The organism is Psychrobacter sp. 28M-43 (assembly GCF_014770435.1).
In the GTDB taxonomy this organism is placed as follows: Bacteria; Pseudomonadota; Gammaproteobacteria; order Pseudomonadales; family Moraxellaceae; genus Psychrobacter.
The window spans coordinates 2,433,879-2,449,033 of the sequence record NZ_CP061739.1; the positions used below are offsets into that span (position 1 = coordinate 2,433,879).

Sequence of the window (15,155 nt, forward strand, 5' to 3'; positions counted from 1 at the left end):
CTGACATTATTTTTGTTGACTTATATCAGCACCAAAGAACTGTTCGCTAAGCTTAGTTAGCGTGCCTTCAGCCGCCAATTCAGCCATCGCGTCATTTAGTTTTGCTACGACTTCATCATCACCTTTGATAAGCACTAGGCCTGAACCTGTTTGTTCACTTGCAGGTGCAGTTAGCTTAATCTCAAGATTAGAATCTGGAAATTTTTTGAGATAATCCAATACCGCTAGATTGTCATTCATCGTAAAGTCAGCACGGTCTTGCTTCACTAATTGAATCGCTTGCGCCATACCGTCGACAGGGACAATTTCTGCGCCGTATTTTTCTGCCAGCTCGCCGTAGTTACTGCTAAGTGATTGCGCCGTACGTAGACCTTTTAGACCTTCCCACGAGCTATAACGGTTATCATCAGTAGGTGCCAATACAACCGCACCTGACCAGCTATAAGCCATTGCTTTGTCATACTTTGCTTTACGCTCAGGCGTGGTCAAACTAACTTGGTTAGCCACCATATCAAAACGTTTTGAATCCAAACCAGCCAGCATCGCATCCCATTGAGTTTCTTTAAACTCAACGTCTACACCTAGTTTATCCGCGACTGCACGCGTTACTTCAACATCATAACCCGTTAGTTTGCCGCTCTCATCATGATACGTGAACGGAGGATAAGTACCCTCTGTACCGACGTTGATAGTGCCGCCGTCGTTGATACGTTGTAGCAAATCAGAACCGCCTGTTGCAGCGCTGTCAGTTGCACTGGTATCGGCTTCGTTGGTAGTAGATTGACCACAAGCGGCAAGGAACATGGTGCTGGCGGCAAGGGCTAAAAGAGTACGACGTTTCATAAGACGTCCTTATAAGAGTGAATGAATAAAGTAAAAACACATAATGCTAATAAGACACACAGCACTAATAAAATATACGGTGCTAATAAATAGGACAAGCCGACACAGAAGAACAATATAAGCTCATCTATGGTATTCGGCTTTGGTTGCCCGATTTGAGGTTATTCGGGCTATTTTTCAATACTGTTTCTATATTATATTTTAATTTTTAACGATTGTTCAAATATTCTGGCGACTTTAATTAACGCCAATTGCTATCTCATTAAATAGCAGCTTATGGATATAGTATCTCACTTTAGACAGAAAAACGTACACAATCAGTGAGCATACGTAAGCTATAGTCAGTTCAATATAATTTCGATACAAGCAAACCGAATGCAAGTTATACATGAGTATGCTTAGCGAGGATGACGATGTAGCGGATTTATATAGGCTTGACTATATCTGCTACAACTCGCCTGAGAACTGATAGCGAGCACCCGCATGCCACATTTTGACAAAGGTAACGACTTGGCCGGCCGAATAGGTCTGTCGACGCAGCACAAGCGTTGGTGACTGCGGCGCAATTTGCAAAAACTCAGCTATTTCATCAGGGGCTGCCAATGCTCGGATGGTATAGCTACCACTCTCTAGAGGGCTTTTGGCAATCAAGTAATCACTGGTATTGACCACACTAAAATCCTGATCGATAAACTTCGGCACTTTTTTAGCATCAACCCAACGTTCTTCAAACTGTATAGGCTGACCATCAGCAAAGTGAATGATTTTTACTTCATACAGGACAGCTTTATCACTAGCATCTGTCTGAGCAATCGCGTTTACAGACGTAGCCCCTTCATCAATCACAACCCCTTCATTAATACCAAACTTACGACGCAGCTCATTATCGAGCATATCAGCCGTAATAGCACGCTTACTCACGACCTGTGCCTCATAGTCGCGATTGGCTGACTTTAAATCCTCAGCGATGTTGCGTACCTCAACAAACGTATGATTGAACTGCTGCTGCGCGACAAACGTGCCCGACCCTTGTCGACGCTCTAGTACCCGCTCCTCGCTCAGCTCTTTTAGCGCACGGTTGACCGTCATTCGTGACACACCGAACTCTTCAGCCAATGCCATTTCTGTCGAAATCGCGTTGCCTGCTTGCCACTTACCAGAATGAATATTGTCTAGTATGGCGTTTTTTATGCGTTGATACGCCGGAATTGTCTTTGTCATATCCGCCTTTGACCGTCAGTTTTGCTAATAGGAATGACCACATAATATCACGAGACCACCGTGCAAGCCTTAGTCAAAATGTCTGAGCATTCAGTATTAACTAGGACGCTTTTCAACTCACTCGATAGTTATCTAAATCGGCTGAGTTAATAACAAAAATAATCAGTTCATGAAAAAAAATCCTTGCATGAAAAAAGCATCTTTGATAATTTGTATATACAAATATACAGCAGTGCTAGAAAATTTGTTTTATCGATTCGATATTTCTATGAATTTAGATGAACGCTTAGTAGTAGATAAATACTTAGTAGATGAATACCTAGGCTGACTGTAAGACACTTACTTTAATGACTTTATCGCCCTATTTGCTATCACAAGGATATGATCATGACTACTGACAATGGAACCAACAAAGAGACTAAGCTGACTCGCCGTGATGAGAGCCGTAATATTGCTGCGCCTACTGGTAGCACGCTACATTGCAAAAGCTGGCTGACCGAAGCCCCTTATCGCATGTTGCAAAACAATCTGCATCCTGATGTGGCAGAAAACCCAAAAAGCCTGGTCGTCTACGGTGGTATCGGACGCGCAGCCCGTAATTGGGAAAGCTATGATCAAATCTTAGAGTCATTAAAAGAGTTAGAAGATGATGAGACGTTGCTGGTACAGTCTGGTAAGCCAGTCGGCGTGTTTCAAACACACGAAAACGCACCACGCGTATTGATTGCCAACTCCAACCTTGTACCGCGCTGGGCAACATGGGAACACTTCAATGAGCTGGATCGCAAAGACCTGTTTATGTACGGTCAGATGACTGCGGGTAGCTGGATTTATATCGGTACGCAAGGCATCGTCCAAGGGACGTATGAGACTTTTGTGGAAGCGGGTCGTCAGCATTATGATGGTAGCTGGGCGGGTCGTTGGATTTTGACCGCTGGTCTTGGTGGTATGGGCGGTGCGCAGCCACTAGCTGCTACCTTTGCAGGTGCGACTTCGTTAAACATCGAATGTCAGCAGTCTAGTATCGATTTCCGTTTGCGCACGGGTTATGTCGATAAACAAGCGGACAATCTTGACCACGCTTATGAGTTAATCAAACAACATACGGACGCTGGTGAAGCCGTCTCTATCGCCCTACTTGGCAATGCCGCAGACATCTTGCCTGAGATGGTCAAGCGTGCTAATGCGGGTGGCATGAAGCCTGATCTGGTCACCGATCAAACCTCGGCGCATGACTTGATCAATGGCTATCTACCAAGCGGTTGGACGGTTGATGAATGGAAAGCTGCCCAAGAAGATCCAGAGCAACATGCAGCATTGACCAAAGTCGCTGCTCAGTCTTGCGCCGTACACGTACAAGCGATTTTAGACTTGCAAGCGATGGACATTCCAGCGACTGATTACGGTAATAACATCCGTCAAGTGGCGTTTGATGAAGGGGTCAAAGATGCCTTCAACTTCCCAGGTTTTGTCCCTGCTTATATTCGTCCGCTATTTTGCCAAGGTAAAGGCCCTTTCCGCTGGGTAGCGCTCTCAGGTGATCCAGAAGATATCTATAAGACTGATCAAAAAATCAAAGAGCTGTTCCCTGAAAACCAACATATCCATCGCTGGTTAGATATGGCAAAAGAGCGTATTCAATTCCAAGGCTTGCCTGCTCGTATCTGCTGGTTAGGGCTTGGTGAGCGTGACAAAGCAGGCTTAGCATTTAATGAAATGGTCAAAAACGGCGAGCTAAAGGGCCCAATCGTCATTGGTCGTGATCATTTGGATACGGGCTCTGTCGCCAGTCCAAACCGCGAAACAGAAAGCATGAAAGATGGTTCAGACGCCGTATCTGATTGGGCACTATTGAACGGTATGCTGAACGTGGCTGGCGGCGCGACGTGGGTATCACTACATCATGGCGGCGGTGTCGGCATGGGCTACTCGCAGCACTCAGGTATGGTCATCGTCGCGGATGGTACTGACGCCGCAGCCAAAAGATTGTCACGCGTGCTTGTAAATGATTGCGGCTCAGGCGTCATGCGCCATGCAGATGCAGGTTATGAGCTGGCCATTAAAACAGCGAAAGATTATGGTCTAAATCTGCCAATGATCAAATAGTTTGTCCCTTGTTCTTATACGCTGTAGCTGGGTATAAGGACATAATCGGCGTCTTATCAAGGAGGATAATATGATTGAACAAAATACAGCATCTGATCTGAACGATGAAAATGCAACGACATCGTCAAAAAAACTGCTATCAACCACTATTGCATTAATACAGCTGATTGTATTCAGTGCGATCGGTTTGGTCATGTTTTTCGTACCATTTACCATTGGTGAAAAAAGCACGATTTTGTTCGATCATGGCGCAACCTATCTGGTGACTCAGCAGCATACCTTGTCCGTGACGCTATTATTTTTACTCATGCTCTATGGAGTGAGTAAACCATTTATCGATGGCTCATGGCGCAAAAATATCACCCATATGATTATGACTACTTTCAAGATCATCGGTCTGATACTGGCAGTGATGTATGTGGCTGACGTAGCGCCTACCTTTATGATGGAAAAGGACATGCTGCCTTTTCTGTTTGAAAAACTGGCCTTACCAGTCGGCATGATTGTACCGCTTGGAGCGTTGATACTGGCATTCTTGGTTGGTTTTGGCTTACTAGAAATGGTTGGTGTGCTCATGCAGCCGATTATGAAACCTATTTGGAAAACCCCAGGTTCATCAGCGATTGATGCTGTTGCTTCCTTTGTCGGCAGCTACTCCATTGGCTTACTCATCACCAATCGTGTGTACTTGCAAAAGCAATATTCAGCACGTGAAGCCATTATCATTGCGACTGGGTTTTCGACTGTATCAGCGGCGTTTATGGTTATTGTTGCCAAAACGCTTGGTCTGATGGAGTTCTGGAATATGTTCTTCTGGTCTACGCTAGTAATTACCTTTATTGTTACTGCGATTACTGCTCGTATTCCGCCTATCAGTCTCTTTGATGATCATGTCGAACGTCCCACTTTAGATCATAAAGGTCGTACACGGCTAGCTGCAGCATTTGACTTGGGATTATCCACTTCGCGCCGTGCCACTGACCTCAAACAAATCTTGTGGTCTAACTTTCGTGATGGCCTGACGATGGCAGCCGCCATTGTACCATCTATCATCGCAGTCGGCTTAACAGGATTACTATTAGCAAAATATACGCCCGTATTCGATGCCTTGGGCCTGCTTCTTTATCCCTTTACATGGCTTGGCGGCCTACCGGAACCGCTAGTCGCTGCCAAAGGCATGTCAGCGGGATTGGCTGAGATGTTCTTGCCAGCATTACTACTAAGTGAGGCAGATATTCTGACACGCTATGTGGCAGGGGTCATTTCCATTAGCAGTGTGCTGTTCTTTTCAGCCATGATTCCATGCGTGCTTGCCACTGAAATTCCTATCTCTGTTGGCAAAATGGTCATCATTTGGTTCGAGCGCGTTGTACTTAGTATTTTATTGGCTGCGGCATTCGGACATCTGGCTATGTATTTCAACTGGATTGGCTAAAAAATTCAAACCCAATAATAAGTATTTCGTTGATTAAAATCCTTTTAACAACTTCATTTTAATAAAGATACTAGGGCGTGTCCTCAATTCAAACGAGTGTCCTCTAAATGGGCTAAAAACAGCTAAATTTTGCCAAACATCGTCAAATAGTTGGTCAATATCTCGATATTATCTGCACTATTTTCCTTGTTTGACGGCAATTTATCTCATTTTTATTACCATTTTTAAAATGAGGACACGCCCTAAACAAAAATAATATAACCCATACGGCTTACAACACTAGGATTACCCCTATGAACGACATCAAACAACTAACCCTACACCCTCGCCAGCTTAGCTTTAAAATGCTACGTGATATCTATGAGCAGCCTGTCATATTGACACTGCCCGAGAGCGCTTATGCCGCAATAGATGCCTCACACGAAGATGTGCGCACCATCATTGCACGAGACAAAAGCGCTTATGGTATCAATACGGGTTTTGGCCTATTGGCAAAGACACGTATCAGTGACGACCAACTTGAGCTACTTCAGCGCAACCTGATCGTTTCTCACTCAGTGGGTACTGGTGACGCGCTACCAGATGGCGTGGTACGACTGATTATGGTGATGAAAGTTGCCAGTCTGGCGCAAGGTGTCTCTGGTGTACGCCGCGAGGTAGTTGATAGCTTACTTGGCTTAATCAATAATCAAATCACACCCAATATCCCAGCCAAAGGTTCAGTTGGTGCATCTGGTGACTTAGCGCCATTATCACATATGACGCTTGCGATGATGGGTGAAGGTGATGTGTTTGTCGCTGACAAAAAAGTACCTGCTGCTGACGCTCTAGCACAGCATGGACTTGAGCCTATTACTCTTGCAGCTAAAGAAGGCCTCGCGCTTATCAATGGCACGCAAGTATCAACTGCTCTAGCATTACGGGGTTATTTCTTAGCGCGTGATTTGCTTGAGACCGCCACTATTGTTGGCTCGATGTCGATTGATGCTGCCAAAGGCTCGGACTCACCATTTGATGCCCGTATTCATGAAGTACGTGGCCATCATGGTCAAATCGAAATCGCCAAAGCACACCGTCAGCTAATCAAAGGCAGTGCTATTCGTGCCTCACATGACGGTGAGCAAGACGATAGAGTACAAGACCCTTACTGCTTACGCTGCCAGCCGCAGGTCATGGGTGCTTGCCTTGATATCATCAACCAAGCAGGGAAAACGCTACTTATCGAATCCAATGCAGTAACTGACAATCCACTTATCTTTAATAACGAAGATGGTCCAGTTGCTATATCAGGTGGTAACTTCCATGCTGAGCCAGTCGCTTTTGCCGCTGATATCTTGGCCTTGGCAATCGCTGAGATTGGCTCTATGTCTGAGCGCCGTGTCGCTTTGCTAATCGATGCGACGCTATCAGGTGGCTTACCGCCATTCTTGGTTGATAACGCTGGCGTCAACTCAGGCTTTATGATTGCTCATGTGACTGCCGCAGCGCTAGCTTCAGAAAACAAATCTATCGCCCATCCTGGTAGCGTCGATAGTATCCCGACTTCTGCCAACCAAGAAGACCATGTGTCTATGGCCACCTATTGCGCACGACGCCTATACGAAATGGCTCAAAACACTGCCACCATTATTGGTATTGAACTTCTGGCTGCTGGTCAAGGCATTGACTTCCATCGCGGACTAGATACGTCAGAGCCGCTGACTGTGGCACATCAGAAACTACGTGAAAAAGTGACTTTCTATGACAAAGATCGCTACCTAGCCCCTGATATTGAAGCCGCCAAGCAATTAGTATTAGACGGTACGCTTGCTGAACATTGGCAGTCACTACGCAGCGATTGGTACGACTCTAAATAAAGATCAATAAGCGGAGAGCAGCGATGACAATAGCGAGAACAGCAATGACTACCACACCCATTAGCCATACACCTGCTGATATGAGCCAGTGGACAGGACGTGCAGAGCCATTTGAGACTGCGCGTGCCCGCTATTGGTATCAGCTTGCTCAGCCCTATGAGAAACAACATATCGGACTAATTGGCTTTGCCTGTGATCAAGGCGTCAGACGCAATCAAGGGCGCGTGGGTGCTAGAGCAGCCCCGCCATTGATTCGTCGAGCTTTTGCTACGCTGCCAGTCATCGCTGAATTGCAACAACGCTTTGATGGTCAGTTATCAACCTTGTTAGGTGATGCTGGCGACATTCATTGTGATGATAATGATGGCCTTGCCGAGAGCACTCTTGAGCAAGCTCAGATCAAATATGCCGATGCAGTGAGCACTATCATCAAGCAAGGCGGATTACCCGTCGGACTTGGTGGTGGTCATGCCATCGCTTATGGTAGCTTTTTGGGATTATGGCAGGCCTTAGAAAATACTAGCGAAGCAACTATCAGCACAAACACAGCGCCTACTATCGGGATCATTAATTTTGACGCGCATTTGGATATTCGTCAGTCTGATGTGGCGACTTCTGGGACACCTTTTCGTCAAATTGCTGAGCACCTTGATGCACACGATCAGCCCTTTCATTATTGCTGTATAGGCGTCAGTCGCTTTTCTAACACGGCGGCGCTCTTTGATCGTGCCGAGCAATTGGGCGTACAGGTCATTAGTGATGAAGACTGTCATTATCAGCCTTGGGATACACTTGCTGAGCGGGTCAAAAGCTTTGTAGATCAGGTCGATATCATATATTTAACCGTCGATATGGACTGCTTGCCATCTAGTGTTGTGCCCGGTGTGAGTGCCCCAGCTGCTTACGGCATTGAGCTGGGTTTCGTTGAGCGTATGGTCAAAACCATTATGGCATCAGGCAAAGTAAAAATCGCAGATATTGCTGAAATCAATCCTACCTTTGATATTGACAGTCGTAGCTGCAAAGTTGCTGCTCGACTGCTAGCTACTATTGTAGAGCAGTATTTAATTGTCACCTAAACACATTAGCCTCCCAATAATTTAGGAGCATATTATGAATGCATCAAAGAACTCCGTATTGAAAAATTCTACAAAACAGACGCTAGACGAGTCTACTATGACATCATTTGACCACATCATTATTAACGCCAATATTGCGACCTTTTCAGCGCAGCATGGTTTTGGCATTGATACAGGTGTAGATGCAAATAAGAACGCTGATAGCATTCCATACGGTCAGCTACTTCACGCGGCTATCGGTATCAAAAACGGCAAAATCGCTTGGATTGGAACACAGAATCAAATCACTGCTCATTTGCCTAAATATCAAGCTAACCAAATCACAGATGTGGATGGCAAATGGATAACTCCAGGGCTTATCGATTGTCATACGCATATCGTTTATGGTGGCAATCGTAGCAATGAGTTCGAATCTCGTTTACAAGGCGCTAGCTATCAAGACATCGCTGCACAAGGCGGCGGTATTGTCGCGACGGTTAGTGCTACACGCGCCGCCAGTATTGAATCGCTATTTGCACAAAGTGAAAAACGCTTAGTCGCACTTATGAAAGAAGGCGTCACCAGTATCGAAATCAAATCTGGCTACGGCTTGGACTTGGACACTGAGCGAAAAATGCTCACGGTCGCGCGCCAACTGGGTGAAAAATACGACATCCATGTAAGTACCACTTACCTAGCAGCGCATGCCCTACCCACTGAGTACAAAGACCATGCGGACGACTATATTGAGCAAGTTTGCGAATGGCTACCAATCTTGCATGCAGAAGGCTTAGTCGATGCGGTCGACGGTTTCTGTGAAAACATCGCCTTTAGCACAGAGCAAATCAGACGAGTGTTTGAAGTAGCTCGCTCATTGGATCTACCAGTCAAACTGCACTCTGAGCAACTGTCTGATATAGGTGGTAGTGCCTTAGTTGCTGAATATAAAGGGCTATCGAGCGACCATCTAGAGCACTTATCAGAAGAAGACATCAAAAAAATGGCGGCTAGCAATACCGTTGCCGTGATATTGCCAGGGGCGTTTTATACGCTACGTGACACCAAGTTGCCACCGATTGAGGCATTACGTAAGCACCAAGTTCCTATGGCGATTTCAACTGACTGTAATCCTGGCACCTCACCGTTGACGTCGCTGTTATTGACGATGAATATGGGCTGTACGCTATTTTACCTCACGCCTGAAGAAGTATTGGCAGGCTCAACCGTTTATGCAGCACAGGCGTTAGGGCTACCTAATAAAGGAAAAATCGAAGTAGGCTGTGATGCTGATTTAGTACTGTGGGATATCGCCCGTCCTGCTGACTTGGCCTATCAGATGGGGTTGAACCCTATCCAGGGTATCATGGTTCAAGGAAAATGGCGCGAGACACTGTAATCAACCTACCTTTATTTATCGTCATTAGAAAAGCCCCAATCATTGAGTGGTTGGGGCTTTTTTAATAACAATGTTGCAAATTTTATGGAATTGAAGAAAAAAACCTTCATAACCTTACTTTAAATAGGGATTTACTATATCAATATTATTAGTAAGGATTTATAATACCCTTTTTTAAACAGGGTTATTTTTGGCTAACTATAGTTCATAAATAAAAATCAACAAACAGTATAGAGAAAGCGATATGCGTACAGATTCATTTCAGCAGATATTGGAAGACTTAAACAGTTCATCAGCAGATGTTGAAGCATCTGCCCTAATCTCTAACGATGGTCTTATGATTGCTTCAGCTCTACCAACCGGCGTGGATGAAGATCGCGTGGGTGCTATGTCAGCAGCATTATTATCATTGGGTGATCGTGCAGGACGCGAGTTGGCACGCGGTGGTATTGATCGCATCATGATTCAAGGCGAAAAAGGCTATGTGATCATGACCTCATCAGGCGATGAAGCGGTACTTACCATCATGGCAAAACCCAACGCCAAGCTTGGCTTGATATTCCTAGATATTAAGCGTGCTTCAGAAGCGTTGGCAAAGCTCATTTGATTGGCGACTGCTTATCGAATTTATTAGCTTTTTAATCACTATAAACATAGTCGGTTCAATATAGTTTGAATACAAGGAAGCCGAGTGAGAGTACTACAAGTAGTAGGCTAAGCAAGGCTGACACTGTATCCAATTTATAGAGGGTTGACGATATAACGATCAACGAAGGAGATGACCATGGGTTCTCCAATCCCTGATGCACACAAACCCGATATGCCTGCTGAGCAAATCACAATGACTTATTATGATGGCACGTCACGGACTGTCTATGATACTGGTATAGAGCGCCCCTACCCAGACGGTAAGCTGATTGTCTCGCGTACCAATCTCGACGGTATCATCACTCACGTCAACGACGCCTTTGTCGAAATCAGTGGCTATCATGTAGATGAATTGATTGGCCAACAGCACTATATTTTGCGTCATCCTGATATGCCAAAAGCTGCCTATAAAGACTTATGGAGTACTGCTGAGTCTGGACAAAAATGGCATGGCTATGTCAAAAACTTATGCAAAGACGGCAGTCATTATTGGGTCTATGCCACTGTGGTGCCTAACGTGCGTCGCGGCGAAACCGTCGGCTACACCTCGGTACGACGCAAACCATCACGCAGCAAAATTGAAGCAGCGATGACTCAATATGCCCAAATGAAACAAGATGAGGAAGGCTAAGTCATGACGACACACCATATGTTAATCGCCCCTGATTTTTCGCCTGATCGCTTTGCAGGCTGGCACATGTTCAATACTTTGATTCAAAAACGTGCCAACTTAAACATGCATCTAAATATCCCTGCCTCTCACGCTGAGCAAGAGCAGGTCATTGATGCTGGTGACATTCAAATCATTTATGCCAACCCTTTTGATGCAGCCACTCTCATCCGAGAGCAAGGCTATCGAGCCATTGCCCGACCTATCGGCAAGTCTGATGAGATGGTCATTGCAGCCGCAGCTAATAGCGCTATTAGCCGTTTGGAAGATATTCAAGCAGAGGCTACTGTCGCGATGGCTGACAACCGAGATGTCAAACTGATTGGCTTGCGCTTGCTAGAAGCCGTCGATATAGAAGCATCTGATCTCAACTGGGATGTGACCGAGACCTATCAAGCGGCTGCCCGCAAAGTCATCAAAGGTGAAGCCCAAGTCGCGTTCTTTTTGGCAGAGATTTTTCATAGCTTTTCACGCTTGACCAAGACTCAGCTATCGGTACTTATCGAAAGTGACTTGGCTGATATCAGTCATGTACTCCTTGTTAAAGAAGACTTTCCCGATGCGCAAATCTTCCTAGAGGCCATCCTCAATTTGCATAACGATGCAGATGGTAAAGAAGCATTGTCTGAGCTTGGCATGCCTCAAGGATTTGAGCCAATGAGCGAAGAAGATGCCGAATTTATGATTGATTTGATGCAGACACTATTGGATTAGTCGCTCAATCATTATATTGATATCAAGCGCTATTTCTCTGGATTACATCATCGCTTGTCGTATGACATCATTATCATTGAAGCAAGCACCGTCGTCATAATAGCGATGACAGGAGGGTATTATTATGTCTGATTCAGACCTGATCAAAGAAAATGAAAGAGTCGCACACCGAGTATTTCGGTTTTACTCTCGTAAAGTATTTTTGGCTCCTAACAACCGTCATTTTCATGAGCAGCGCATCAATGCAGCGTTACTGTTGACGGAGAAAGAACCGCTACAGGGTGCAGTGGCTGACTTTTTTTATGGGTGCTGGTTTGATATCCCATATGATGTAAACAATCTATTTACTCGTATCAAAGATCGTTTGTATCCTCATGTCCAGCAAGGCTTTCGCGAGTGCATTGATAAAAAAAGATACATCCAGCGCAATAGTATGTTGGCCACTCGTTGGAGTGTGCTGATATCCCCTTCTCTCAATGAGCAAAAGCAACGGCTGCGTATCAGCAGCGACGATGCCCGAGAAATCGCTAAAGACATCACCACTGAGCTGATGCAAGCGCGTGAGGACGAAGACTGGGGTACGATCGAGCAAATCGAAAATGAGTTTTTTGCCCATTGTACTGCGCGCAATGATCGTCTCGCATTTTCGTTGGTATGGTTTCGCTTGGGTAGAAGTGATTGGCAGTTCGATGCACGTTGGGACAACTGCCAACAACATCTCGATCAAACTATAGTCAAATCCATATAAAGCTGCTACATCGTCATCCTCGCTAAGCATAATAATGTATAACTTACGCTCGGTTTCCTTGTATCGAAATTATTTGAACTCAACAATATGAAAGCTTAATTTGTCACTTATTAATCACTTTTATCATAATGGTAGTTACTATGTCCTCTTACTTAAATGCTGATAAAACCTATCTTACCCTGACGCCAGCTGGTATTTTTGAGGCGTTTTCACAGAACGAACCGACTGATGAGCAGCTGGCATTACAGGATTTGCTATCTTATGATCAGACACTGCTCGCTGCTGACTGGCTTCAGCGCTATTCTGAACAATGGCTACAGAGCTTTATAGAACAAGGTTGGATTGAAAAGCTGTCGCTACTTTTACCAGCACCTAACTTACCATTGGACCAGTTCTTGCCTTATGTCGTGGCGAGCTTATCTGGTAAACGCCGTGCCGCGATCGGCTCTGATGAAGGATTTTGTTTGGCGCGAGTGAGCTATAGTCAAGAAGAAGCAGATATGCTCAGTGTCGCCGCCGCTGATTTTTCAGGCTTTATGCTTCGCCAAAAGCAACGTGGATGGGCGGTAGAAAGCCAAGCAATCTCGTTTTTTCAGCAGGTCGACCTACTCATTCCTGAGACCAGCTTTGTGTTTTTATGGATAGACAATGCAGGCTACGTTCTCATCATCGATGGCGAACCTCTGACCAACAGTCGCGCCTTTGTAGAGCTGGTATGGGCACTTAAAACGTCTGGATTGAGATTTCTTAATTAAAGAGGTTTCTTAACTGATTTAACTCGCTTAATTCATTTCATTGCATCTTTTGATTTAAGGCTCAAGCTCTATCTTTTACGCAAGAATAAGCAGTGCGATTAGCTCAAATTAAGCGCACTGTTTATTCTTATATAAGTCTTTTTCGTACCATTCTTACCTATATCACTCTCTAGTAACGGCTAACTCTACGCAGCAATAACAATACTCTCAGAATTAACAATAACTTGTCAGAATTTAGGTCATACTCTCATCACACATTTAAGTATTTTCTTGCCAAGACTTAAGTTGCCACAAACCTCTAACTGTTCAAACATCTATACCGCTTCCAATATTTTAACCATCTTTTCCAATGTTGTACCCTACCGAAATCGGCAACCCCTGCCAAACCTTGCATTCTTGCTTATTTTTTAGGACAGTTTATGACTTCGCTGACCACTGTGCGCGTGCGTTATCAAACGATTGAAATTGGCAACACCGACATTCATATTTGTACTTTGCGTGACAATCAACAATTTAGCGACCCTGATGACGAAGCGTTAAATTTGGGTATATGCTCCGCTTCTTGGCCGATGTTTGGGGTGATATGGCCGTCAAGCTTGGTGCTAGCCAATCATATGCTCGATTACGATATCGTAGGCAAACGTATCTTGGAAGTTGGCTGCGGTATGGCGCTCTCTAGTCTGCTACTGAATCATAGGCATGCGGACATCACAGCGACTGACTATCATCCAACGGTTGAGTATTTCCTTGATAGGAATACCACGCTGAATAATAACAAAGAGATTAATTTTGAGCGTTTAGATTGGGCAGAGGACAATAGCCATCTTGGTAAGTTTGATATGATTATCGGTAGTGACCTACTCTATGAAGACCAACACATTGACATATTAGCTGAGTTCATTGACCGTCATGCTATGCCGACTTGCGAGGTCATCGTGGTCGATCCTGGTCGCGGTCGCAAGAACAAACTAACCAACAAGATGACTGAATTCGGCTTTAGTAGTAAGCATGTAAAACCTGAAAATACGACTTATCTAGACTTACCATTTAAAGGGCATATTCTGACGTTTTCGCGTGATAATAGTAGCTAAACAGAGTAAAAGACAACCGTCAATGTAGCTAAGTTAGCACAGTATCCTGCCATTGCTGCCGCGTAATTTTGTACAGCACATGCTCAGCGAGCCGATGATTAGGATCAAGCATAGGGTGATAGAAGTTTTCTTGTGTATTGGTCATACCAAGGCGCTCCATAACCAATTGTGAGCGCTTATTAATGACTGCTGTAAATGAAACTACTTCCTCAATCCCTAACTCAACAAAGGCAAAATTCAGAGATGCTCGGGCAGCTTCAGTCGCATACCCTAATCCCCAATAGTCATTATCTAAGCGCCAAGCAATCTCGACAGCAGGAGAAAACGGCATATCGGCATTCGCGTTATTTAATCCAACCATACCGATAAAAGTATCTGTTTCTTTTAGACTGACCGCCCAAAAACCCCACCCATTATCATCAATCAGCGACTGGCATTTTTTGGCGATAGTATTACTCATGGAAGTAGTTAATAATTTAGGAAAGTATGCCATTACTTCAGGGTTAGCATTCATCTCAGCGAATGGCGCAAAGTCGCTCGCTTGCCATTGTCTAAGGTACAGTCGTTCGGTTTCTATCGTATTTATAATTTTATTCTCTCGCATTTTATTGTTC

The 15,155-nt window shown here is 44.8% G+C and carries 14 protein-coding genes; 11 read left to right on the top strand and 3 right to left on the bottom strand.

Annotated elements, in window-relative coordinates; genetic code table 11:
- Nucleotides 1-6 precede the first annotated feature (6 nt).
- Together IEE84_RS10145 and IEE84_RS10150 are read right to left on the bottom strand one after the other, a co-directional pair.
- Nucleotides 7-843 (bottom strand): amino acid ABC transporter substrate-binding protein, encoded by an 837-nt coding sequence (locus tag IEE84_RS10145; RefSeq protein ID WP_191114083.1) that lies wholly within the window; start codon nucleotides 841-843, stop codon nucleotides 7-9.
- Nucleotides 844-1,290: 447 nt separating this feature from the next.
- Nucleotides 1,291-2,064, bottom strand: coding sequence for a UTRA domain-containing protein (locus tag IEE84_RS10150; RefSeq protein WP_191114084.1), 774 nt, complete (start codon nucleotides 2,062-2,064; stop codon nucleotides 1,291-1,293).
- A gap of 387 nt (nucleotides 2,065-2,451) precedes the next feature.
- Between IEE84_RS10150 and hutU the strand changes: the two genes are divergently transcribed.
- The 11 genes from hutU to IEE84_RS10205 all read left to right on the top strand — a co-directional run bounded on the left by hutU (nucleotide 2,452) and on the right by IEE84_RS10205 (nucleotide 14,541).
- Entirely contained in the window at nucleotides 2,452-4,170 is a 1,719-nt protein-coding gene (gene hutU / locus IEE84_RS10155) for a urocanate hydratase (RefSeq protein ID WP_191114085.1), read from the top strand.
- 70 nt (nucleotides 4,171-4,240) lie between these two features.
- Nucleotides 4,241-5,605, top strand: a complete 1,365-nt coding sequence (locus IEE84_RS10160) for a YjiH family protein (RefSeq protein WP_191114086.1) — start codon at nucleotides 4,241-4,243, stop codon at nucleotides 5,603-5,605.
- 293 nt (nucleotides 5,606-5,898) lie between these two features.
- Nucleotides 5,899-7,461 (top strand): histidine ammonia-lyase, encoded by a 1,563-nt coding sequence (gene hutH, locus IEE84_RS10165; protein ID WP_191114087.1) that lies wholly within the window; start codon nucleotides 5,899-5,901, stop codon nucleotides 7,459-7,461.
- Nucleotides 7,462-7,505: 44 nt separating this feature from the next.
- The gene (gene hutG / locus IEE84_RS10170) at nucleotides 7,506-8,540 is read left to right on the top strand and encodes a formimidoylglutamase (RefSeq protein ID WP_224737766.1); all 1,035 of its coding nucleotides are present in this window, start codon (nucleotides 7,506-7,508) and stop codon (nucleotides 8,538-8,540) included.
- Between the two features lie 97 nt (nucleotides 8,541-8,637).
- Nucleotides 8,638-9,915: an imidazolonepropionase gene (hutI, locus tag IEE84_RS10175; RefSeq protein ID WP_416383490.1), complete on the top strand. Its 1,278-nt coding sequence runs from the start codon at nucleotides 8,638-8,640 to the stop codon at nucleotides 9,913-9,915.
- A 244-nt stretch (nucleotides 9,916-10,159) separates the two neighbouring features.
- On the top strand, nucleotides 10,160-10,522 hold the full coding sequence (locus IEE84_RS10180; protein WP_179797756.1) for a roadblock/LC7 domain-containing protein: 363 nt from the start codon (nucleotides 10,160-10,162) through the stop codon (nucleotides 10,520-10,522).
- Nucleotides 10,523-10,699: 177 nt separating this feature from the next.
- Nucleotides 10,700-11,194: a PAS domain-containing protein gene (locus tag IEE84_RS10185; RefSeq protein WP_191114090.1), complete on the top strand. Its 495-nt coding sequence runs from the start codon at nucleotides 10,700-10,702 to the stop codon at nucleotides 11,192-11,194.
- Between the two features lie 3 nt (nucleotides 11,195-11,197).
- Nucleotides 11,198-11,947 (top strand): PhnD/SsuA/transferrin family substrate-binding protein, encoded by a 750-nt coding sequence (locus IEE84_RS10190; RefSeq protein WP_191114091.1) that lies wholly within the window; start codon nucleotides 11,198-11,200, stop codon nucleotides 11,945-11,947.
- Nucleotides 11,948-12,071: 124 nt separating this feature from the next.
- The gene (locus tag IEE84_RS10195) at nucleotides 12,072-12,695 is read left to right on the top strand and encodes a hypothetical protein (protein WP_165598499.1); all 624 of its coding nucleotides are present in this window, start codon (nucleotides 12,072-12,074) and stop codon (nucleotides 12,693-12,695) included.
- A gap of 140 nt (nucleotides 12,696-12,835) precedes the next feature.
- Nucleotides 12,836-13,450 carry a hypothetical protein gene (locus IEE84_RS10200; protein ID WP_191114092.1) on the top strand — a complete coding sequence of 205 codons (615 nt, stop codon included), beginning with the start codon at nucleotides 12,836-12,838 and terminating at the stop codon, nucleotides 13,448-13,450.
- A 419-nt stretch (nucleotides 13,451-13,869) separates the two neighbouring features.
- Nucleotides 13,870-14,541 carry a class I SAM-dependent methyltransferase gene (locus tag IEE84_RS10205; protein ID WP_191114093.1) on the top strand — a complete coding sequence of 224 codons (672 nt, stop codon included), beginning with the start codon at nucleotides 13,870-13,872 and terminating at the stop codon, nucleotides 14,539-14,541.
- Between the two features lie 28 nt (nucleotides 14,542-14,569).
- On the opposite strand, the gene IEE84_RS10210 is transcribed toward IEE84_RS10205, so the two are convergent.
- Complete coding sequence (locus IEE84_RS10210; protein WP_191114094.1) at nucleotides 14,570-15,145, bottom strand: GNAT family N-acetyltransferase; 576 nt, start codon at nucleotides 15,143-15,145, stop codon at nucleotides 14,570-14,572.
- Nucleotides 15,146-15,155 lie beyond the last annotated feature (10 nt).